This window comes from Parapedobacter flavus (genome assembly GCF_035818675.1).
In the GTDB taxonomy this organism is placed as follows: domain Bacteria; phylum Bacteroidota; class Bacteroidia; order Sphingobacteriales; family Sphingobacteriaceae; genus Parapedobacter; species Parapedobacter flavus.
In genome coordinates, this window is record NZ_JAYKZZ010000005.1 from 1 (window position 1) to 23,573 (window position 23,573).

General features: G+C 50.2%; 18 protein-coding genes and 1 tRNA gene. 12 read left to right on the forward strand and 7 right to left on the reverse strand.

Annotated features, from left to right (window positions below; genetic code table 11):
• Positions 1-1,300 (forward strand): T9SS type B sorting domain-containing protein (locus U9S71_RS05135; protein WP_326325780.1); only part of this gene is annotated, 1,300 nt, incomplete at its 5' end.
• 38 nt (positions 1,301-1,338) lie between these two features.
• The gene (locus U9S71_RS05140; RefSeq protein ID WP_326325782.1) at positions 1,339-2,232 is read left to right on the forward strand and encodes a PorP/SprF family type IX secretion system membrane protein; all 894 of its coding nucleotides are present in this window, start codon (positions 1,339-1,341) and stop codon (positions 2,230-2,232) included.
• An 80-nt stretch (positions 2,233-2,312) separates the two neighbouring features.
• On the opposite strand, the gene U9S71_RS05145 is transcribed toward U9S71_RS05140, so the two are convergent.
• The 7 genes from U9S71_RS05145 to U9S71_RS05175 form a co-directional block, all read right to left on the reverse strand.
• The gene (locus U9S71_RS05145) at positions 2,313-3,701 is read right to left on the reverse strand and encodes an SLC13 family permease (protein WP_326325784.1); all 1,389 of its coding nucleotides are present in this window, start codon (positions 3,699-3,701) and stop codon (positions 2,313-2,315) included.
• A gap of 157 nt (positions 3,702-3,858) precedes the next feature.
• Positions 3,859-4,224 (reverse strand): DUF2200 domain-containing protein, encoded by a 366-nt coding sequence (locus U9S71_RS05150; protein ID WP_326325786.1) that lies wholly within the window; start codon positions 4,222-4,224, stop codon positions 3,859-3,861.
• Between the two features lie 19 nt (positions 4,225-4,243).
• Positions 4,244-5,530, reverse strand: a complete 1,287-nt coding sequence (locus U9S71_RS05155; protein WP_326325788.1) for a citrate synthase — start codon at positions 5,528-5,530, stop codon at positions 4,244-4,246.
• A gap of 145 nt (positions 5,531-5,675) precedes the next feature.
• The gene (pth, locus tag U9S71_RS05160) at positions 5,676-6,245 is read right to left on the reverse strand and encodes an aminoacyl-tRNA hydrolase (protein ID WP_326325789.1); all 570 of its coding nucleotides are present in this window, start codon (positions 6,243-6,245) and stop codon (positions 5,676-5,678) included.
• Between the two features lie 75 nt (positions 6,246-6,320).
• Positions 6,321-6,911: a 50S ribosomal protein L25/general stress protein Ctc gene (locus U9S71_RS05165; RefSeq protein ID WP_326325790.1), complete on the reverse strand. Its 591-nt coding sequence runs from the start codon at positions 6,909-6,911 to the stop codon at positions 6,321-6,323.
• A gap of 82 nt (positions 6,912-6,993) precedes the next feature.
• Positions 6,994-7,938, reverse strand: coding sequence for a ribose-phosphate pyrophosphokinase (locus U9S71_RS05170; RefSeq protein WP_326325791.1), 945 nt, complete (start codon positions 7,936-7,938; stop codon positions 6,994-6,996).
• A gap of 113 nt (positions 7,939-8,051) precedes the next feature.
• Positions 8,052-8,122: transfer RNA gene (locus U9S71_RS05175), tRNA-Gln, on the reverse strand.
• A gap of 202 nt (positions 8,123-8,324) precedes the next feature.
• Here U9S71_RS05175 and U9S71_RS05180 point away from each other — a divergent pair.
• The 10 genes from U9S71_RS05180 (at position 8,325) to U9S71_RS05225 (ending at position 23,568) form a co-directional block, all read left to right on the forward strand.
• Positions 8,325-11,351: a glycosyltransferase family 117 protein gene (locus U9S71_RS05180; RefSeq protein WP_326325793.1), complete on the forward strand. Its 3,027-nt coding sequence runs from the start codon at positions 8,325-8,327 to the stop codon at positions 11,349-11,351.
• A 100-nt stretch (positions 11,352-11,451) separates the two neighbouring features.
• The gene (pyrR, locus tag U9S71_RS05185; protein WP_326325794.1) at positions 11,452-12,015 is read left to right on the forward strand and encodes a bifunctional pyr operon transcriptional regulator/uracil phosphoribosyltransferase PyrR; all 564 of its coding nucleotides are present in this window, start codon (positions 11,452-11,454) and stop codon (positions 12,013-12,015) included.
• 18 nt (positions 12,016-12,033) lie between these two features.
• Entirely contained in the window at positions 12,034-12,972 is a 939-nt protein-coding gene (locus U9S71_RS05190) for an aspartate carbamoyltransferase catalytic subunit (RefSeq protein WP_326325796.1), read from the forward strand.
• A gap of 150 nt (positions 12,973-13,122) precedes the next feature.
• On the forward strand, positions 13,123-16,155 hold the full coding sequence (locus U9S71_RS05195) for a tetratricopeptide repeat protein (protein WP_326325798.1): 3,033 nt from the start codon (positions 13,123-13,125) through the stop codon (positions 16,153-16,155).
• Between the two features lie 15 nt (positions 16,156-16,170).
• Positions 16,171-18,657 (forward strand): tetratricopeptide repeat protein, encoded by a 2,487-nt coding sequence (locus tag U9S71_RS05200; RefSeq protein ID WP_326325799.1) that lies wholly within the window; start codon positions 16,171-16,173, stop codon positions 18,655-18,657.
• A gap of 36 nt (positions 18,658-18,693) precedes the next feature.
• On the forward strand, positions 18,694-20,415 hold the full coding sequence (locus U9S71_RS05205) for a TonB-dependent receptor (RefSeq protein ID WP_326325800.1): 1,722 nt from the start codon (positions 18,694-18,696) through the stop codon (positions 20,413-20,415).
• A gap of 69 nt (positions 20,416-20,484) precedes the next feature.
• A complete protein-coding gene (locus U9S71_RS05210; RefSeq protein ID WP_326325801.1) occupies positions 20,485-21,492 on the forward strand; it encodes an SPOR domain-containing protein in 1,008 nt (335 codons plus the stop codon).
• Between the two features lie 44 nt (positions 21,493-21,536).
• Positions 21,537-22,235 (forward strand): MotA/TolQ/ExbB proton channel family protein, encoded by a 699-nt coding sequence (locus tag U9S71_RS05215; RefSeq protein WP_326325803.1) that lies wholly within the window; start codon positions 21,537-21,539, stop codon positions 22,233-22,235.
• Between the two features lie 37 nt (positions 22,236-22,272).
• A complete protein-coding gene (locus tag U9S71_RS05220; RefSeq protein WP_326325805.1) occupies positions 22,273-22,683 on the forward strand; it encodes an ExbD/TolR family protein in 411 nt (136 codons plus the stop codon).
• 63 nt (positions 22,684-22,746) lie between these two features.
• A complete protein-coding gene (locus U9S71_RS05225; protein WP_326325806.1) occupies positions 22,747-23,568 on the forward strand; it encodes an energy transducer TonB in 822 nt (273 codons plus the stop codon).
• Positions 23,569-23,573: the final 5 nt, after the last annotated feature.

Below are 23,573 nucleotides of genomic sequence, written 5' to 3' on the forward strand. Positions count from 1 at the left end.
TGATGGTGGGGCCAATTACGAAGACGGCGAGCTGACGGCTACATTGACCATTACACCGCTTGAAATTGTGGTTACAGCAGCCGACAAAACCAAAGCGTTCGGTACTGACGATCCGGCTCTGACCTATACCTTTGCACCGGAGCTGGTGGACGACAATGCTTTTGCGGGCAGCCTAGAACGTGCAGAAGGGGAAGGTGTGGGTACTTACGCGATTACCCAGGGCGACCTGTCGTTAAGTGACAACTACGAGGTGACTTTTGAAGCGGGCAAACTAACGATTACCCCGCGACAGATCACGGGGATTGTCTTCGAAAATACTTCATTTACCTATGATGGTACCGAGCATAAACTCGCTCTCGCTGGCGACCTGCCAGCGGGAGCCTCGGTGACTTACGAAAACAATGGCCGAACCCGTGTGGGAAATCAAACGGTAAAAGCCATCATCGATGGCGGCGGAAATTATCAAGACCAAGTACTGGACGCGATTTTAACCGTCGTTCCGGCTACGCGTACCCTGGACTTCCCACCGCTGCCAGAAAAAACCTATGGTGATGACAGTTTCGACGCGGGTGCGGCGGCAAGCAGCGGAGAAGTGATTACTTATGCAAGTAGCAACCCGGATGTGGCGGAAGTGTCAGCCGATGGCGAAATCACCATCACCGGCGCAGGCGAGACGACCATTATGGCAACGGTACCGGAGAACGCGAATTACAGCAGCCGGCCCCAGGTAAGCCAGCCGCTGACCGTTGAAAAAGCCACACAGACCATCACGCTGGATGGTCCTGCCGAAGCGAACCGCGATGTGGGCAGCATCGAGTTGACGGCATCCAGCACGAGCGGGTTGCCGGTAGTGCTCACTGCCGACAATAACGAGGTGGCTACATTGGATGGCACTACGTTGAGTATCTTGCGACTGGGACGGGTCACCATCACGGCCGCGCAGGCTGGTGATGCTAACCACGAACCGGCCGAACCGGCGACATTGACCATCCGTGTAGTAGACCCAACGTCGGACCTGCCGGTACGCGTGCATCCGGTGATATCGCCCAATGGCGACGGTATCAATGAGTTCTTGATGATTGAGGCTATCAAGGACTATCCAGAAAACCGGGTGACGATCTTCAACCGGAACGGTACCCTGCTGTGGGAAGTCAGTGGTTACGACAATAACCGGTTTGCCTTCCGGGGCATCAGTACGGGACAACAGCTATTACCGGCCGGTACGTATTTCTATATCGTGGAAGTGAAGGACGGCGATACGTGGAAACATAAGAAAGGGTATTTTGTGTTGAGGTATTAGTCAGCAGACAACAGATGCTAGACATTAGACAACAGACGATGAAACGGAATCTATTCATAATATTAGCAGTGATCTTGGTAGCTGGCCCGGTATCGGGTCAGCAGCCCTTGACGCATACGCAGCATGGGCAGTTGCGTACGGTAATCAATCCTGCGGCGAGCCTGATGCACTTGGACGGTGCGGTATCGGTGATCGGCCGGCGGCAGTGGGTGGGCATCGACGGTGCACCCACGGTCTTCTGGGGGAGTGGCCATATGGGGTTCGATAGGATGGGCGCAACGGCTGGCCTGAACATCCGGCACGAAAGCCTCGCCGTGGAGAAGCTGACCGAGGCGAGTGCATTTTTTGCGAAATCGGTCCGGATTTCCGAAAATGAATATTTGGGTTTGTCGCTGAATGCTGGTTTCAGCTACCTCGACGGCCGCTTTTCGCAGCTGGATCCGACGGATCCGGCTTTCCGGGAAGATATCCGGGAAACGGATGCACTGATAGGCTTCGGCGTGATGCTTTACCGCCCTCATCGGTATTATGTGGGGCTGTCACTGCCACGGCTGATGCTGGGTAACCTCGGACTAACCGGCGACAGCCGGTATGAATTCACGAATATCTACCACCTGACGGCCGGAGCGTTATTCCATTTGGGGCCGGACTTCCAGTTCCGGCCGTCTCTATTGGCTACCTATTCGGAAAGCCTGCGGCCACAGGCCGAGGCTTCGGCTATGTTCTTCGTGAAGGAGGTATTCGGTGTAGGGCTGAATGCCCGCAGTTATGGGGAGCTAGCCGGCATGGCGCAGTTCAACTTCTCAGGCTTCGGGCTGGGTTACAGCTACCAGTTCAATCCCGGAGGCGGAACGCTCGACCGACGTATCAACAACACCACGCACGAAATCGGATTGAGCTATCGCTTCGGCGAGGCTGTGGGGTTGCTTTAAACCGAATAGCTCACGAGAGCTCATGGTTGAAACACGCTGTAGTAAAACCTCGCTTACCAAAGGGAGCAATATGCATACCATTAAAAAATCAGATGCCATACATATTGTATAAATATATAAATCAATAAGATCGAAGCAATATTCAGAAAAAATCCAGCCCTTATCATGTTGGTCATTGTCACCTTACCCGAACTAAATACGATTGCATTAGGTGGTGTAGCGACCGGTAACATAAAGGCACAGGATGAAGCGATGGCGGCACCTGTTAAAAGGGGTAAGACATCAAGATTGAGGGATACACCTAGTGTGATCAACACCGGTAGAATCATGCTTGCAGTCGCCGTATTAGACGTGATTTCTGTCAGGAAATTGATCCCGGCTATAATCGCGATCATTATCAAAGCGACCGGTAAAAGCGCTAATTTAGTAAAGTGCCCTGCGAGCCAAACGGTGAGGTCTGTATTTGAAAAACCCTTAGCGATCGCAAGCCCAGCACCAAAAAGTAATAAAACACCCCATGGGATTTTCTTTGCGGCTTTCCAATCCATCAGATTGCCTTTTCCTTTTCCTGCTGGCGTGAGAAACATCAGTAATGCGCCAAAAATGGCGATCATCGTGTCATCTAACGTAGGGAAAAATCGATTCCAAATGAAGGAACGTGATATCCAAAAAAAAGCAACAAGTACAAATACATAGGCCACCCTTTTTTCAGGTGTAGACATTTTGCCCAGCTTGTCAAATGTAAATCCAACAGCGTCTGCTTGAGCAACCGGCTTATAACGAGTTAGTGAAAACCAGGTAATCCACAACAATATAACACTGAAAGGTGTTGCGAAGAGCATCCAGTTTAAGAAAGATATTTCTATGCCTAAGGACTCCTTTACGATTCCAGCCAATATGATGTTTGGTGGAGTTCCGATCAAGGTCGCCACTCCGCCGATGGAAGCCGCATAAGCAATACCCAGCATAATGTTTTTAGAAAACGGTTGACGATTGCCGAAATGGCTCGCTACTGAAATGCCGATGGGCAACATCATGATGGCTGTGGCTGTGTTGGAAATCCACATGGATAGAAAGCCAGTCGCCAACATAAAACCCAATAAAACTTTCTTTTCACTGGTCCCGATGGCCCCGATGATACCATATGCAATTCGTTTATGGAGTTCCCATTTTTCTATGGCCAAACCAACGATAAACCCACCCATAAACAAGAATATGAAGGGGCTTCCGTACGAGCTAGTCGTTTGTTCGACCGTCATGGCTCCCGATAGCGGGAAGATTAAAATAGGCAAGATTGAGGTAACAGGAAGTTCTACTGCTTCCGTTATCCACCAAAACGCAATCCATGCTGTGCAGGCCAATACGGCTTGACCCTCGGCGGAGAGACCCGCTAATGGGACATGATGTATGATTAAAAATAGAAGTGGTCCAGTAAAAAGTAGGATCGTTTTGGCGTATTTTTTCAACATGAGCTTTTTGTGGTGCTAAACATATTCATAAAAAGTGTCTGCGAGAGGCATTTTCTGGATATTTGGTTAGGGCATAGCGACCAGTTCAATCCCCTCAATGAGCCGTTGAACCGGCGGATGAACAACACCACACACGAGATTGGGTTGGTTGGACGATTTACTTCCGTAAGATTTTCTCCATAGCCTTGCCCTTGGCCAGTTCATCGATCAATTTGTCCAGATACCGGACCTTCCGCATCAAGGGTTCTTCGATTTCCTCTACCCGGTATCCGCAGATCACACCGGTGATTTTAGATGTGTTGGGATGGATTAACGGCGCCTCGTTGAAGAACCGCTCAAAGTTGGTTTTGTCGTCGATATGTTGCTTTAAGCGTTGCTCGTCATAGCCGGTGAGCCAATAGATGATCTCGTCAACTTCTGCCTTGGTACGGCTTTTTTTCCCAGCTTTGGTAATATAATGCGGATAGACGCTCGCAAACGACATTTTATATACGCGTTGTATATTTTCCGCTTTCGTTGCCATGTTTTTTCAACTTGATTCGCTACCGCTTATCAAGCGGAACATAGTCTCGCTTTGTACTCCCGGTATAGATTTGCCGGGGCCGTCCGATAGGCTCCTTGTTGGCCTTCATCTCTTTCCATTGTGCAATCCAGCCGGGTAAGCGGCCCAAGGCGAAGAGCACGGTAAACATGTCGGTTGGGAAGCCCAATGCCCGGTAAATGATGCCCGAATAGAAATCCACGTTGGGATAAAGCTTCCGATCCACAAAATATTGGTCTTTCAATGCCGCTTCTTCGAGTTCTTTGGCGATGTCTAAGACCGGGTCGTCGATCCCCAGTTTATCGAGCACATCGTCGCATGCCTTTTTGATGATCTTGGCGCGCGGGTCGAAGTTTTTATATACCCGGTGTCCAAAACCCATGAGCCGGAATGGGTCGTCTTTGTCTTTTGCCTTATCCAGCCACTTCTTACTATTGCCGCCGTCGTTGCGGATATTTTCGAGCATCTCGATAACCGCTTGGTTGGCGCCACCGTGCAGTGGTCCCCAAAGGGCCGATATGCCGGCAGATATGGAAGCATATAGATTAGCGTTGGATGAGCCAACGATACGCACCGTTGAGGCAGAACAGTTCTGCTCATGGTCGGCATGTAAGATCAGTAGCTTGTGCATGGCACTGATGACCGCTGGATCGATGTTGGTATCTTCGGTGATCTGGCCGAAGGTCATGTTCAAGAAGTTGTGGACATAGTGGAGCTCATTGCGCGGATAGATAACGGGGTGGCCCAGTGATTTCTTGTATATCCAGGATACAATAGTTGGCATCTTAGCCAACAGCTTCATGATGGTCAGGTTTTCTTCTTCCTCGCTGGGATTGGGGTCGAGCGATTCGGGGTAAAACGCCGAGAGTGCACCGATTAAGCAGGAAAGCTGTCCCATCGGGTGTGACTTCGATGGAAAACCATCGAAGAACTTCTTCATGTCTTCGTGAATCAGGGTGTGCCTGCTGATTTTTTCCCTGAAATCGGTTAAGGTATTGGCTGCGGGGAGTTCACCATATATTAACAAATAGGCTACTTCCGGAAATGTCGAATGCTCAGCAAGTTGCTCAATAGGATACCCCCGGTAATGCAGCACCCCTTTCTCTCCATCCAAAAATGTGATGGCACTTTGTGTAGCACCGGTATTTTTGAAACCCGGATCGAGGGTGATTGCTCCCGACGCAGCACGCAATTTCGAGATATCGATGGCTTGTTCGTTTTCTGTGCCCGTAACGATGGGCAACTCATAAGAATTACCGTTTATTGATATGGAAGCGTTTTCTGACATATTTTTTCGGATGAAGTGCAAACATAAAAAAATTAGCGTTCAATTGCAACTAATTATCGCGTATAAGACCGTTAAGTTGTCGGTGGTTTCTCCGACTTATCCGTGCTTCCAGCCGATATGCGGAACAGCATTGAACCCAAAAAGATTACCGGTTAAATTGGGTCATCGTCAGCTCTACACCGATGTGGACAAAGCTGTTGACGATCTGCGTGGAACGGTCGATCAGGGCAGGGATATCCATCAGCTCGTCGTTATCGAAACCACTGAGTACGTAGTCGACCTGGCGACCCTTGGGAAAATCATTGCCGATGCCGAAACGAAGCCGTGGGTACCCTTGTCCGCCACATAGGGCTTCGATGCTCTTTAAGCCGTTGTGGCCGGCGCTGCTGCCTTTGGCCCGCAGACGTATCTTACCGAATGGCAGGGCAATTTCATCGACGATGACCAGGATGTCTTGAAGGGGGATTTTCAGCTCGTGCATCCAATAGTTGACGGCTTTGCCACTTAAATTCATGTAGGTGGTCGGCTTGATGAGGTATACGCTGTTGCCGCGCTGGCGGAACTCGGTGTAATGGGCATACCGCAGGGTGGAAAATGTGGTTCCGGCTTGCTTTGCAAGCTCATCGGCAATCATGAAGCCGATATTGTGCCTGGTGTCTGCGTATTCACGGCCGATGTTGCCGAGACCAACAATCAATTGTTTTTTTGCTGCCATACGGGTGCAAACATACAAAAAAGCACCAGCGTGGTGGCTGATGCTTTTTCAATTACCGGTATTTGACTGTCGGTTTTATTTTTTTCCGTCGGCCTTAGCGGCTTCTTGTTCCGCTTGGCGCAAAGCACGCGACATGATGACGGAAACGATGGTGTCATCACTGTTGTTGAGCACTTTCCCGTTTTCAACTTGTACATTTTCCACGCGCACGGAGCTTCCTACCTCCAGGGCGTCGAGGCTCACCTCGATATACTGCGGTAGATTATTAGGCAGCGCCTTAATCCGCAGGCTACGGAGTTTCTGTACCAGTTTGCCGCCGGATTTTACACCAGGGGAAGTGCCTGTGAGCTTGATGGGGATATTCAGTACCACCTCTTTGCTGTCGTTCAACTCGAGGAAGTCGACATGACGCACTTGATCCGTAAGCGGATGGTATTGCGCATCTTGGAGGATGGCATGGAATTTTTTACCGTCGACATCGAGGTCGATGAAATGAACATCCGGTGTATAAATAACCGTTTTCAAATCAGTTGCGGACACGGAAAAGTGGTATTGTTCTTTGCCACCATAGAGTACTGCGGGTACCTTACCTTGGTAGCGCAGCTCTTTCGCGTCTCGTTTCCCTACGTTCTCTCTCAGAGAACCGCTAATAGCAATTGACTTCATTTTTTGATTGAATTATTCGTAAAAATTAAGGCTGCAAAGGTATGCAATGTTTTTCATCTTTGGAAATGAATGTGTTGATCCGTTAATCCACTTTGAATAAATCGCTGATGGAACCGTGTTCGTTGACATTCTTGATGGCGTTGGCGAATAAACCTGCGGTGGAAAGCACCTTGATTTTTTCACTCTGGCGTTTCAATGGAATGGTGTCGGTAACGATAAGCTCGGTCAATGCCGACTTTTCGACGGTCTCGTATGCCTCGCCCGACAATACGGGGTGGGTACACACGGCGCGCACACTGGCCGCGCCGTTTTCCATGATGAGCGACGCCGCTTTGGAAAGTGTCCGCGCAGTATCACAGATATCGTCTATCAATACAATGTCTTGCCCGGTAACATCGCCGATGATCGACATGGATTCGATTTCGTTTGCCCGTTTACGTTGTTTATCGCAGATAACGACTTCAGCATTGAAATACTTCGCAAAAGTGCGGGCGCGGTAGGAGCCGCCCATATCTGGCGATGCAATGGTGAGGTTGGGCAGATTGAGCGACTTGATGTGGGGCACGAAAATCACCGAAGCGTCCAAGTGGTCTACCGGAATATCAAAAAAGCCTTGGATCTGTGCCGCATGGAGGTCCATGGTCATGAACCGGTGCGCACCGGCAGCGGTGATGAGATTGGCAATCATTTTGGCTCCTATGGCTACACGGGGTTTGTCTTTGCGGTCTTGGCGGGCGAAGCCGAAGTAAGGTACCACCGCCGTGATGTAATGTGCCGAAGCCCGCTTGGCAGCATCGATCATCAGCAGAAGCTCGAAAAGGTTTTCACTTGGTTGGTTGGTCGACTGGATAAGGAATACGTCGCATCCCCGGACCGACTCGTTGTAAAATGGCTGGAACTCGCCATCGCTGAAGCAAGAAACCGTCATTTCGCCGAGGTCCTTGCCGTAGGCGCTTGCTATTTTTTTGGCTAATTCGGTCGTGCCGGTGCCTGAAAAAAGCTTCACCGGATTGAATTGCAGTGGCATGGTGCTGTTGTTGTTTTGTGGGTTAGCAATGGATTGGGGTGTTGTATTATTTGTGCGATAAATATACATTAAAAAACTACGGATTGCCAACTGACAATCCGTAATTTTTTTTGTTGCCCGACCAGGGTTCGAACCTAGACTAACTGAACCAAAATCAGTTGTACTACCATTATACTATCGGGCAATCCGAACTTGTTGTGCCACCCTCTCGAATGGGTTTGCAAATATAGGACGATGGAATAATTAATGCAAAAATATTTTGTTTTTTACTGAAATGCGCTGATTGCATGCGCAATGTGTTAAAAATCTAAATATTATGTCGCCATTAACATACTATTCTTTATTTTCGGGGCGTGAATTTAAGAGGGAACGTACGCGAAAACGATATGAGCTATAATAAAATCAACAACATTTTAGGTTGGGCATGCGGGTTAATTGCCACGATTGTCTATGTGATGACGGTGGAGCAGACCACGAGCTTTTGGGATACCGGTGAGTTTATTGCGTCTGCTTACAAGATGCAGATTGTACACCAGCCCGGTGCGCCGCTGTTTCTGATGCTGCAGAATGTTTTTTCCAACCTGGCTTTCGGTAATCCCGAACACATTGCCTATTGGATGAATATCGGCTCGGTGGTATCCAGTGGGTTGACCATCGTCTTCTTATTTTGGACCATCACGGCATTGGCACGCAAAGCGCTATGGAAGCCGGGCACGGAGCTTTCGCAGGCCGGATTGATCCAGATCATGGGCGCGGGTGCGGTTGGCGCGCTGGCGTATACCTTTACAGATACTTTTTGGTTTTCGGCCGTCGAGTCGGAAGTCTATGCCATGTCTTCCCTTTGTACCGCCGTGGTATTTTGGGCCATACTGAAATGGGAAGCACACGCCGATGAACCCCGTGCCGACAGGTGGTTGTTGTTTATCGCCTATATTATGGGGCTTTCTATAGGTGTCCACCTGTTGAACCTGCTGGCCATCCCGGCCATTGCATTGGTGGTTTATTTCAGGCGTACCAAGCAGGTGACCAGCGGTGGTGCCATCAAAGCGTTGCTCATTGGCTGTTTGGTCGTGGCTGTGGTGCTTTGGGGGGTTATCCAATACTTGATTAAGTTTGCCGCCTATTTCGATTTGTTCTTTGTGAATACGCTTGGAACGGGCTTTGGTACGGGCGTGGTGGTATTTGCCTTGTTAATCGTGGGCGGCACCGCTTACGGGATATGGTATTCCATCCAGCATGCGAAGCCGATGCTCAACATCATTCTGCTGTCGTTCGCGTTCATTGCGTTTGGCTACAGTTCGTTCACGATGATCCTCATCCGTGCCAAGGCAGACCCGACACTGAATAACAGTGATCCTGATAACGCGTTTTCATTTCTCAGTTACCTTAACCGCGAGCAGTATGGCGATAGTCCGTTGATCAAAGGGCCGTATTTTGACTCCCGGCCTGTAGATATCAGCTACGGTAGCAACATTTACCGTAAGGGTGCTGAGAAATACGAGGTGGCGGGTCAGAACTTTGAATACGTATACGACCGGGAAACGGTATTTCCCCGTATCCATAGCAGCCGGGAAGCGTCGCACCAACAGTATTATCGCAACTATCTCAACTTAGGCGAGAATGAACAGCCGACCTTTGCCGACAACCTGCGGTTTTTCTTTAGTTACCAGGTGGGGCATATGTATGGTAGGTACTTTCTATGGAATTTCGTTGGCCGGCAGAACGACCAGCAAGGCCATGGTGACTTCACCACGGGCAATTGGATAAGTGGCATTAAATTCGTCGACCAGCTGCATGTGGGCGGGCAGAATGCCTTGCCCGATTCGTTGAAGTCAGACCCATCGCACAACCGATTTTACTTCCTGCCCCTTATATTGGGGCTGATCGGTGCGTTTTGGCACTTCAAGCGCCGCCAGAAGGATGCCGGTGTGGTTGGCCTGTTGTTTTTCTTTACGGGATTAGCCATTGTGCTGTACCTCAACCAAAATCCGCTGCAACCCCGCGAGCGGGATTACGCCTACGCCGGATCGTTCTACGCATTCACGATATGGATCGGGCTGGGGGTGATTGGAATCACCGAATGGTTGAAAAAACTGAATGCCAAAACCGCAGCTAGTGTAGCAACGGCTATCGGCTTGCTGGCCGGACCGATAATTTTGGCAAAGGACGGGTGGGACGACCACGATCGCTCGGAAAAATTTCTCGCCCGGGACATCGCGAAAGACTACCTTGAATCGTGCGCACCGAACGCTATTTTATTTACCTATGGCGATAACGATACTTATCCGCTTTGGTATGCGCAAGAAGTGGAGAATATACGGCCGGATGTGCGGGTGGTAAACCTGAGTTTGCTGAGTGCCGACTGGTATGTGCGGCAGATGACGAAGAAGGTGAACGAGGCCGAAGGGCTTCCGATCAACATCCCCGAAGAAAAATATGTGAAAGGGGTGCGGGATGTTATTTATTATCAGGACGCGAACATAGCCGGCTCGGTGGAGCTGAAAGATATCGTTGCGCTCATGCTATCGGATAATCCCAATGATAAACGGCAGATGCAGAGTGAACAACCGGAGAACTTTTTGCCTACAAAAAACCTTCGGTTAACGATTGATAAGGAAGCCGTGATTCGGAATAACGTGGTGCCCGAGGTATGGCAAGATAGTATCGCCGATGCGATGCAGTGGACATACAGCCGTAATTACGTATCGCGTGCCGAGTTGGCCATCATGTCTATTTTGGTAAATAATAAGTGGGAGCGGCCGATCTACTTCGCCAGTACGGTGCCGAGTGAAAATTTCATGGGGCTGGATAAATACCTCGTTTCCGAAGGGTTTGCACTCCGTTTGATGCCGATAAGCAAGCAACCCAATACGGCGCAGGGACTGATCAATGCGGATGTCGTGTACGACCATGTGATGAACGACTACGTTTGGGGTAACATTCGGGATGCTTCGTATATCGACCCCGAATCGTACCGGATGATTAGTCTGATCTTGAACAGTATCTACGCCGCACCGGCGGAGGCGCTTATTGCCGCCGGCAAAACGGAGCAAGCGAAGAAACTGCTCCTTGATGCCCTGGACAATATGCCCGACCGGATTTACCGCATTATGGATGCCTACGGTTATTCGTTCATTGCCGAGAATTTGTATGCGGTGGGAGAGGTCGATAAAGCAAACGCGTTGATTGAACGTAATGTTAGTTACTTAGCGGGACAACTCCAGTATTACGCGGCGATTGCCGAAACCAAGCCCAACCTCGAAATGCAAAACATCCAGTATAGCATGTTTACACTGAACAGGTTTTCGGCGGCAGCTACGGAAAATGGGCAGGACGAATTGGCAGCCCGCGTAACCGGTGTTTTCAGTCAATATGAGACACGGTTTTTCGGTGGCATGCCGGCCACCCCGTAACGGGAGTGGCCGCGTTTAAATATCACCGTTCGGGGCGAAGTCAAAAAAATATAGTAGTTTTGCGTCCATATTCCGTGTCCAATTTGAAAGTTCAGCTCAGATGAAACGATCCATATTATTGGAAGGCCAAAAATTCCAAATCACCATCCAGCGGCTGTGCCATCAATTGATCGAAAACCACGTTGACTTTTCCGATTCCGTTATCGTTGGTATCCAGCCACGTGGCACGTACTTGGGACGACGCATTGTGGAGGAATTGCAGCAGATACCGGGGCTGCCGGAGGTTGCATACGGTGAACTCGATATTACCTTTTTCCGTGACGATTTCCGGCGTAAAGACAGCGGACTGCTGGTGCCCAGTAGCACCAATATGGATTTCATCATCGAGGGCAAAAAGGTCATCTTGATGGATGATGTGCTGTGGACGGGCCGTACGATACGTGCGGCCATGGATGCCTTGCAGGCATTCGGTCGGCCAGAGAAAATTGAGTTGCTGGTATTGGTAGACCGCCGGTTCTCACGGCAGTTGCCCATTGAGCCGGATTATATCGGCATCCAGGTAGACTCTATTGATTCCCAGCGGGTGATTGTGAGCTGGAAAGAGGTGGACACGTACGACCGGATAGAATTATTGACAGAAAAGGATAACTTAACGTCAAAATGAGGGCGCTTTAATTAAGAGATGACAGCATTAACCAGGCAACTCAGTACCGATCACCTACTGGGGATTAAGGATCTCCAAACCACCGATATCGAGCTTATTTTCGAAACCGCCGACAATTTCAAAGATGTGCTTAACCGGCCGATCAAAAAAGTACCATCGCTGCGGGATATTACGATAGCGAATGTTTTTTTTGAGAATTCCACACGCACAAGGTTGTCTTTTGAATTGGCCGAGAAGCGGCTGTCTGCAGACATCGTTAATTTCGCCGCTTCATCTTCGTCGGTGAGCAAAGGCGAAACCCTTATCGACACGGTGAACAATATCCTGGCGATGAAAGTCGATATGATTGTAATGCGCCATCCCTATCCGGGCGCCGGCGTCTTCCTCAGTAAACACGTGGATGCGCAGCTGGTGAATGCGGGCGATGGTGCCCATGAACATCCGACACAGGCGCTGCTCGATGCCTTTTCGATTCGTGAGCGTTTGGGGGATGTATCGGGCAAGAAAATCGCCATTATCGGTGACATTCTTCATTCGCGCGTGGCGTTGTCCAATATTCTGTGCTTGCGCAAATTGGGTGCAGAGGTTATGGTATGTGGCCCTACTACCTTGATACCGAGATATATCGAGTCGTTGGGGGTGAAGGTTGAATATAACCTGCTCAATGCATTGAAATGGTGCGACGTGGCCAACATGCTCCGCATCCAATTGGAGCGCCAGGATATCGCCTATTTCCCATCGCTGCGGGAATACTCCATGTTATACGGGCTGAATAAACGCTTACTCGATTCGCTCGATAAGGAGATTACCATTATGCATCCGGGGCCGATTAACCGCGGGGTGGAAATCACCAGCGATGTGGCCGATAGCGGTCATTCCATCATTTTGGATCAAGTGCAGAATGGTGTGGCCATTCGGATGGCCGTGCTTTACCTCCTCGCCGGTAAGCGCGGATAGGAGGTAAACGGGTGTTATTAACATTTGTGGACAACTTTTGAGGAGAACTTCTCGGTTTCCCGTTAATTTAGCGGGTCAAATTGGGTAAGGTATATTTTATGGCCCCAACTTTGCGTGGGATTGAGGAAAACAGTAGCATAATTTGACGGCATGTTTAGACGGATTAATCAGTTAATTATCACATTCAGTTTAGTGGCATCGGTAGCTGTAGCGCAGCAAAGTGCTTGGCAGGAAATCAACCAGGCTTATAAGACGGGAATGGAGTTGTATGAAAAAGGAAAGTATGCCGCGGCTGCGAAACATTTCGATCAGGTAGATGCTACACGGATCACGTCGACATTGCAACAGGATGAGCATGTTGAGTTGACGCTATTGAAGGAAAATGCACGGTTTTACCAGGCGATATGCGCGCTGGAGCTGGGCGAGTCGGATGCCGAAAGCCATTTTCTGCGCTACATCAAAGATTACCCGGCGAGTGCAAACTCGAAAGCCGCTTATTTTCAGGTGGGGCGGTCGTATTTCGCGAAAAATGATTATGAGCAGGCGCTTGAATGGTTCACCAAGCTGGATAGCAGGAACCTGGCCGGTCTGGAAAGCAGAGAATTCCGGTATAAGATGGCCTATTCTTTTTTCATGACCGACGACTATGCTTCGGCGAAACCACTTTTTGAGCAACTGAAAGACGAAGGCGGCACCTACCAGGAGGCATCCATTTACTATTACGCTTACCTGTGTTACCTGGATGGCGAATTCAAGACAGCATTGGCCGAGTTTGAGAAACTGAAGGGGTCAAAGACCTACGAAGCCACTTACCCGTATTACATCACGGCGCTCTATTACCTCGATAACCGGTACGACGATGTGCTGGATTATGCACTGCCGATCTTGGAGCGCACGGAGCAGGCCCATGAAACCGATATGTTCCGTATCGTTGCAGCAACGTATTTTGCCAAGAACGACTTTGATAAAGCGTCGGCATACTATGACAAATTCCAGGCGGGCGACCAAGGTAAAACCCAGAACAACCAGGATAGTTACCAGATTGGTTACATAGCCTACAAGACGGGCGACTATGAACGTGCGATTGCCGAATTGGAAAAAATGGAAGAGCCCGATGCCTACTACCAAAGTGCGATGATTGCGTTGGGCGACGCATTTTTAAAGACCGGTAACAAACAAAGTGCGCGCAATGCGTTCTTTAAGGCGTCGAAGCTCGACTTCGATCCGGCACTGAAGGAAGAGGGCCTGTTTAATTATGCCAAGCTTTCATCCGAATTGGAGTTCCATCAAGTGGCGCTTGAAGCAGCGAAGGAATATCTCGACACTTATCCGAATACCAGGCGGTTGGAAGAGGCGCAGACCTTGTATGCCGAAACCTTGCTGGGTACCAGCAATTACCGTGCTGCGGTGGATATCCTCGAATCGATCGATCACCGCGGCCCGGAGGCGGACGCCGCTTACCAGCGGGTCACTTACTACCGCGGATTGGAGTTCTATAATGAGCGTGCATTTGAGAATAGTATTTCCCTTTTCATGCGGTCTGAGGAGTATCCTATTGACGCCCGCGTTGCGGCGTTGGCAACCTATTGGAAAGCGGAGGCCATGTATGAGGTGCGTAAGTATGGCGAGGCTGTCCAAGCGTTTTCGCGGTTCCTGCGGTTGCCCGCTGCCCGCGAGACGGACGTGTACAGTTATGCAAACTATGCCTTGGCTTATGCGGCTTTCCGGAACAACAGTTTCAACACCGCGGCCAATTATTTCGAACGTTTCCTGTCGACAGGTGGAAGCGCTATTGAAACCAACGTACGGAATGATGCCATTGCCCGCTTGGGTGATTCCTATTTTTCGATGCGCAATTATAGCCGCGCGATGCAATACTATGACCGCCTGATCAATGGCAAAGCACAAAGCCAGGATTATGCGCTTTTCCAGCGGGGCATCATCCAGGGGCTGCAGGGCAACAATGCTGCAAAACTCAGCACACTGCATGCGGTTGTTGAACAGTTCCCAAATTCGAATTACGCAGACGATGTAGCGTTTGAGGTACCATATACCTATTTCACCATGGGTGATTATGAGACGGCGATCAGCGGCTTGCAGGAGATGATTGAACAATATCCGCGCAGTAGCTATGCCCCGCGTGCGCTCATGACCGTCGGGTTGGTGCAATACAACAACGATAATACCGAAGGGGCCATGGCGACCTTCCGGAAAGTGGTGGAGGAACATTCGACCACCGATGAGGCACGGCAAGCATTACGTTCCATCGAAAATATTTACCTGGAGCGCGGTGACGCCTCGGCATACATCAATTATGCCACCAGCACGAACATTGGCGACCTTTCAAAAGCCGAGCAGGATGACCTTTCTTTCCAGGCCGCCCATACGTTGTTCGCCAGGGGCGAGTACCAGGCGTCGGTAGAGGCCATCAATGCCTACTTCGATAAATTCCCGAACCCGTTACGGGAAAAACACGCACGGTATATCCGCGGCGTGAGCTACTATCGAACCGGCCATCCGGAGGATGCGCTGCACGACCTTAACATTATACTCAACGACTGGACCAGCCAGTATACCGAGAACACGTTACTCACCGTATCCGAGCTATACTTAGGGCTCGAGGAATACAACGAAGCCATTGTACACCTGAAGAAATTGGAGCTCACCTCCGAGTACAAAGCGAATTATGGCTATGCGGTGAATAACCTGATGGTATGTTATGAAGAGATCGGCGACGATGAACAGGTGCTCAAATATGCCGAGTTGATCAAAGCGTACGACCGGTCATCAGAAGAAGATATCGCGAAAGCACACTTGTATACCGCCCGTGCACTGTTGCGAAAGGGCGACGTAGCACCAGCGCTGAAGGAACTCAATTTGGCGGCTTTGAAAAGCCAGACGGTTGTGGGAGCCGAGTCCCGCTACCGGGTGGGGCAATTGCAATATGAAGCGGGCGAATATGATAAAGCCATCGAATCTGCATTTGACGTCATCAATAACCTGGGGTCATATGAGTATTGGGTAGCCAAAAGCTTTATCCTGCTTGCGGATGCTTATGCCGGTAAAGGAGATGATTTCCAAGCCAAAAGTACGTTGGAGAGTATCATCGAAAACTATGAAGGGGAAGATGATATCCTCCCGTCGGCCAAGGAACGGCTAGATAAGCTCAATGGTGAAGGATAGGAATTTGAACGGGCGATGATAACGCGAGAATCGAGCGGCTATAAATACTTGCTTACCGGGGCTTTTTCGGTCTTGCTTGCTGTTGGTTATGCACAGGAGGAAGAAAAGCAGGACCCCGTTACGATTGATTCGATCGACGTGGTGCGCGACTACCGCCCGATGTTGGAAGATGCCGTAAAGATTCGCCGGAGCCCGGATATGGGTATAGACCGGCAAGCGCTCCAAGACGAGCTGCACTGGATTGTCGCCGACGCCTATTTTGTGAAAGGCAACTTCAGAAAACCCTACTACGGTAAATTGCTGGAACGGCATCGCGAGGCTGCACCGAGCAATATCAATAACTACCGTATCGGTTACATGGCTTACGAAAACGGCGAATATGAACGTGCAGCTACCATTCTGGGAGACCTCGGGCAGTCGGATGCGTTTTATCAGGGTTCGATGATTGCTTTGGGCAATATCTCCCTGAAAGCCGGCGACAAACAGGGTGCACGGGATGCGTTTGCTAAAGCATCCGCACTGGATTTCGACCACGCATTGAAATTGGATGGGCTGTTCAATTATACCAAGATTTTATTTGAATTGGATTCGCCGCGCGTTGCTTTGGATATTGCCCGGCAATATGTTCTGCAAGGGCCGGTAGACACCACGGTGCGTGCCGGGGAAAAAGAAACCCCCGAAACCCTGTTGGCTGAAATCCTGTTGGGCACGAGCAATTTCGAGGCCGCCGTAAATATGCTGGAATTGTATCGCAATAGGGATAAGGAGGCGGACAAGATTTACCAAAAGGTGGCGTATTACCGTGGATTGGAATTTTACAACGAACGGGCCTTTGAAAATAGCATTTCCTTGTTTATGCGGTCGGAAGAATTCCCCATCGATCCGCGGTTTGCAGCGCTGGCGATGTACTGGAAAGGAGAAGCCATGTATGAAGTGCGGAAATACCGTGAGGCCGTAGAAGCGTTTTCCCGTTTCCTCCAGATGCCGGCGGCACCCGAAACCGATGTGTATGTCTATGCCAATTATGCGCTGGCGTATGCGGCTTTCCGCAGCAATAATTTTACCACAGCCGCCAAATATTTTGAGCGTTTTTTGTCTACCGGCAGCGGTTCGATGGAAGAAAATATACGGTATGATGCCATCGCCCGGTTGGGCGATTCGTATTTATCCTTGCGCAACTATGGCCGTGCCAATCAATATTACGACGAGCTGATTAATGGCGGAGCCCCCAATCAGGACTATGCGTTTTTCCAGCGCGGCATTATCCAGGGGCTGGAAGGCGACAACGAAACAAAGATGAATACGCTACATTCGGTGATCGAGCAATTCCCCAATTCGAATTATGCCGACGACGTGGCCTTCGAAATACCGTATACCTATTTCGTCATGGGCGACTACGATACCGCTATCGAGGGGCTACAGCAGATGATTGAGCAATATCCGCGCAGTAGCTACACCGCGCGGGCACTGATGACCATTGGTTTGGTACAGTACAACAAGGAAGACAATGAGGCTGCGATGGCTACATTCGACAAGGTCGTAAAAGAGCATTCCACCACCGTTGAGGCTGGCCAGGCGCTGCGTGCCATTGAAAATATTTATTTGGACAGCGCCGACGCTTCGGGCTATGTGAGCTATGCAACGAACTCGGACCTGGGGGACCTGACGGGTGCCGAACGGGATAACCTGACCTTTCAGGTGGCACAAACGTTGTTTGCACGCGGACAATACCAAGCGGCGGTGGAAGCCGTCAATGCGTATTTTGATAAGTTTCCCAATCCGGCGCAGGAGAAACATGCCCGTTACATCAGAGGGGTGAGCTTGTACCGTTCGGGCCATGCGACGGAGGCACTGCATGACCTGAATATCATTCTGAACGACTGGACGAGCCCATATACCGAGAAAACGCTGCTGGCAGCAGCTGATCTGTATCTCGGGCTGGAGCAGTATAACGAGGCGATTGTGCACCTTAAAAAGCTGGAGATCACATCGGAGTACGGAGCCAGCTACGGTTATGCCATCAGCAACCTCCTGGTGTGCTATTACGAAATCGGCGATACGGAACAGGCCCTTAAATATATCGAACTGACCAAAGCTTATGACGGTTCGTCCGAAGAGGATATTGCCCGGGCCCACTTATATACCGGCTACGTGCTGCTGAATGAGGGCGATTCAGCAAAAGCGGCGGAGGAGATGAATCTTGCCGCGCTAAAGAGCCACACGGTGGTAGGGGCCGAAGCACAATACAATGTTGCCCATTTGCGCTATAAGACACTACACTTTGACCAGGCCATCGAAAGTGCTTTTGATGTGATTAACGACTGGTCATCGTACGACTATTGGGTGGCGAAAAGCTTTATCCTGCTTGCGGATGCTTATGCCAGCAAAGGCGATAAATTACAAGCAAAGAGTACCCTGGAGAGTGTCATTGAAAATTACGAAGGCGAAGATGATATTATTCCGGCAGCCGAGGAGCGTTTACAGATGTTTAATAATAAGTGATAGGAGTTTTTACGGATGATGATCTTTCAGAAATCAATGCGATATACGTTTTTACTCACCGCGGTTTGGTGTGGGGGACTGGCGGTTGGATACGCCCAGGAGGAGGAACCGCCACGGGAAGAGCCGCCGGCGACCATCGATTCCATTGATGTGGTACGCGATTATCGGCCCATACTGGCCGATGCCGTGAAAATCCGGCAAAGTCCGGATATGACGAACAAAAGGCAATACCAGCCCGATTTTACCTACGGTATCATCGATAAAAAACTCGATATCAACACGGGTACGAAGCGACTGACGATCCAAGAGATGCCGTTTTCGAGAAGCCAGGCGTTGACCAATAACTACGCTAAAATAGGTGCCGGTAATATGGGTACGCTGCTTGGTGAAGTGTACCTCAGCTCGGACTATTGGGTGGATACCCGCTTGGGTGGCTACGTGAAGCACCTGAGCCAGGAGGGGACGTTTGAGGGGCAACGGTTTTCGTCGCAGCACATCGGCGTTTTCGGTCGTACGGTATATGGTCCCATTACGCTGGATGGCGAGGTGGGTTTCAAACGCTACGGCACTCGGTTTTATGGTACGGTGGCGGGTACGGACGGTATGCCGCTGAATGCTGATCCGGCTACTCAAGCCTTCAACGATATTTATTTTACCGGTGAAATTACCAGTAATTATGAAGACAGTGCTACGGATGCTTTTGATTATTCATTAAAGGCAGATGCGTATGCGTACGGCAATAGGTACGATACGAAGGAAAATTCAGTTGCCTTGGCCGGGTACATCAATAAGCAGGTTAATGCGTTTAATGTCGGCCTCCATGTTTCGGGCGATTTCACCACGGTGAAAGATGCGTCATATAGCCTAGCCAACCATATTGGCCGGGTTAACCCGTATATCCGGTTCCAGGGACCTAATTACAACATTACATTGGGCGCTAATTTCGTTGCGGAATTCGGCGATTCTTCGCGCACCAACATCTTCCCTTCTGCCGAGGTGGATTTCGCGTTGGTTCCGAAATTTGCACACCTCTTCGGGGGCATCAATGGTGATGTCAACAAGACCTCTTTCAAAGCGCTGACGCGCGAAAACCCTTGGCTGGCGGCGCTCAGCACAACGAACGGTATTCGTAATTCGGTAGACCGCATGAATATATTCGGCGGTATAAAAGGGAATGCCGGCGCAACATTCGGCTATAAGGTAAAGGCGTTTTATCGCCGTATCGAGAGTATGCCGTTTTATGCCATAGCGCCGGGTACGCCGTATAAATTTAACATGTTGTATGAAGATGGCGAAGACGCCAGCACGGTTATCGGACTGGAGGGTGAGTTGAATGTGCGCGTTTCGGAGGTGGTAACAGTGGGTGGCCGCGTTAACTTCAATGAGTTTGACCTACAGCAGCAGGAAGAGGCTTGGTATACCCCCAAAATGAGGGTGGCGGCCAACGCCCGTTTCAACATCAGCGATAAGCTTTATATAGACGGCGAACTCCTGTTCCAAGGGCAGACTTATGGATTGGTGCAAGATACGGACATCGACTTATCGGGGTATGCGATTACGGAAATCGGTACGACAGGTATGCGTAAAACGACCATTCCGTCGTTTGCAGACCTCAGCGCTGGAGCGGAGTACCGGGCCACGGACCGCATAGGGGTTTATGTACGGTTGAATAACATGGTGGGTACCAACTACGAACGTTACCTGTTTTATCCGCGTTTGGGGATGAACGTTATTGGCGGTATTAATTTTTCTTTTTGATGTTCCGCAGAGAAGATGGTAGTTTTGTAGCGCGCAGTTGAGCAAGGAAGCGAGTATATGAATTTGGGTGTGAGCATAGCGAATCTGTTGAGACGGTACCCCGCGGTTGGCGTACCGGGCATTGGCGTGTTCAAGAAAACCCATCAACCTGCAGCCTATGATGCCGACCGGTCGGCGTTTCTTCCGCCCGAAGATCGCATCGAGCTTGTCGACGGCGATACGGAAGCGTTTCAGCTGACGACTTACCTGGCAGCCCAGCATCAGCTGGATGAGGGTGGAGCTAAGGCGATGCTGGAAGGTGCAGTGGCGGCTGTGATGAATGCCATTAGCCGGAATGGTGAAGCATTGCTGGATGGGCTGGGCTACTTGCTTGCCGATGGCGCGACCTTCATTTTCAAACCGTTTGAGGCGGATCGATTCGTTGCAAAACCGATTGCTGCGCCGTCGCCGGCAGCCCATGAACCTGATGAGCCGGAAATTCCGGTCGATCATGTGGCCGATGTACCGGTAGAGCCGACGGAGGAGTTGGTTGTTTCGGAGGGAGGCACCGACCGAAGAAGTTATACACCGTGGATGATAGGAGGGATAATCGCTGCGATGTTGATCGCTTCGGTGGTGGTTTGGAAATACCAGCCCGCTTGGTTTGGCGGTGCGGTTGTTGATCGTAAAGCAGTGCCTGACAAACAGGCTGTTCTTCCGTCGCCCTCCGAAGAGAAAATACCCCTGGTCGATGGCGATCGGGATTCCGTGATTGCCGATTCGAGTTTATTGGCTGCCGCGGTCGACTCGCTGCGCGTAGACAGCGTACCGGTGGCGAGTGCCCCACCGGCCAAGCCCTCGGTAACATACGAAATTATCGTTGGGTCATTTGCCACGATGCGGCAGGCCGATAAGTTTGTGGCCGAAATGAAAGCCAAAGGCTACGACCTGCAAGCCATTGACAGTAAGATGCCGGGCAATCGCAAGAAGATCAGCTGGGGCTCATATGCTACGGAAGAAGCAGCTTACAGGGAGCTGGCACGGGTACAGAAAACGTTTGAGCCCGGGGCCTGGATAGCGAAAATAACGCATAATTAACGATTACATATATATAGAACAATAGGAAATCATACTAAAAATTTATGTCACTTTTACAAGACACCATTTATCCGCTTGATACGTTAGCGGGGGCAACGCAACAGACGGTCGAACTCGCCAGTGATAAAATCAGTCTTATCGGATTGCTTTTCAAGGCTGGGTGGATCATGATCCCTCTTTTACTTTTGCTTTTTGCTACGCTCGTCGTGTTTATCGAGCGTTACATTACGATAAAAAAAGCTTCGAAGTATGATCCGAATTTGATGTCGCATGTCAAGCAAAGTGTGCTTTCGGGCCGCTTGGATTCTGCGCTATCGGTATGTAGGACAAGCAATAGTGCGTTAGGCAGGATGCTCGAGAAAGGGCTGGTACGTATCGGGCGGCCCATCAAGGATATCGAGGGCGCGATAGAGAACATCGGTAAGCTGGAAGTTGCCCGGTTGGAGAAAAACCTTAATATATTAAGCATTATTGCCGGTGTTGCGCCCATGTTGGGTTTCGTAGGAACGATTTTCGGCGTTATCATCATTTTCCGCGATGTTGAAGCAGCCGGCGGTATCGATATTGCCAGTGTATCGGGGGGGCTGTATGTGAAGATGATCGCTTCGGCTGCCGGGCTGACCATCGGTATCCTGGCATTTGCCGGCTACCATTGGTTGAACACCATGCTTGAGCGCCTGATTCTCCGCATCGAAACAGATGCAATAGAGTTTGTTGACTTACTGGATGAACCCGGCTCATAAATTCTGGTAATGAGACCATAAGAAAGGTGATTGACGAATGAACTTAAAAGCGAAGCGAAATAAATCGGAGGTAAGGGTCTTTACGGATTCCCTGAACGACATCATGTTTTTCCTGATGTTGTTTTTCTTGTTGGCGTCGGCGGTTTCGAATCCGCAGGTGGTGAAGTTGCTGTTGCCGCGTTCGAGCGCTGGTGAGCAATCCGTTGCCAAAAAAACGATTACCGTATCGGTTACCCAAGATTTGAAATACTACCTCGATAAGGAGGAAGTGCCCTATGAAAACCTGCTGAGTGCGATACAGGCGTATGTTCAGCCGGGCGAAGAGCTCACGGTGATGCTTTATGCCGACAGTACGGTGCCCATCCAAAACGTGATTTCGGTGATGGATGTTGCCAACAAACTGAAAATACGGCTGGTGCTCGCTACCGAACCGTTGCCGGAGCAATAACGGATTTATGGAATTTAACTAGGTAAAGCATCCTATAGGAAACGTAAAAGATAACGAGATAAGATGGGTTATTATCATTTACAAGAGGAAAATAACTACCCCAAGGCGCTGTGGATATCCGGCGGTATCATGGGGGGATTGTTGATTCTCAGTTTCATCATCATGATCGGGTCGGCTTTTCCGGATATCGGAACCGGGGGCATTATTGTGAACTACGGCACCTCGGATGTCGGCATGGGCGACGATTATATGACGGTCGACGAGGCATCTACCGATCCCAACGCCAATAATGTACGGCCCGACAAAATTGACCCGCAACAGGAAATCCAGGAGACTCCATCGCAACAGGTAACGGAGCAGCGTGTGGCGACACAAGATATGGACGATGCGCCTGCGGTGGTGGCCAATGAGCCTAAGAAGGCTAACGCGGAAGAAGCAACGGCCGAGAAGGAAGAAAGTAAGCCAGCAATCAATCCCAATGCGTTATACACCGGAAAGCGTAATAACTCGACCGGTAGGGGGGATGGTACGGGTACGGAAGGTGGCAACCAAGGTAGCAACCAAGGCGATCCGCTGGCGTCGAATTACGGTGAGGGTGGATCGGGTGATGGCGATATCGGACTTTCCATCCAGAATAGGGGATGGGCTGTGCCGCCCAATATTGAAGATAACGGCCAGCAGGCCGGTGTGGTGATGGTGGAAGTGCGCGTGGCACGAGACGGCCGAATTACATTTGCCCGAGTTAGTTTAAAAGGGACGACGCTCACGGATAAGGCTTTATGGGATAAGTGTGAACGTGCAGTGAGGGGCGCCCGGTTTAACGAAATTGAGCGTGCGCCGCGCGAGCAACGCGGGTTGATTCCTTTCCGGTTCAAGCTCAAGTAGACATC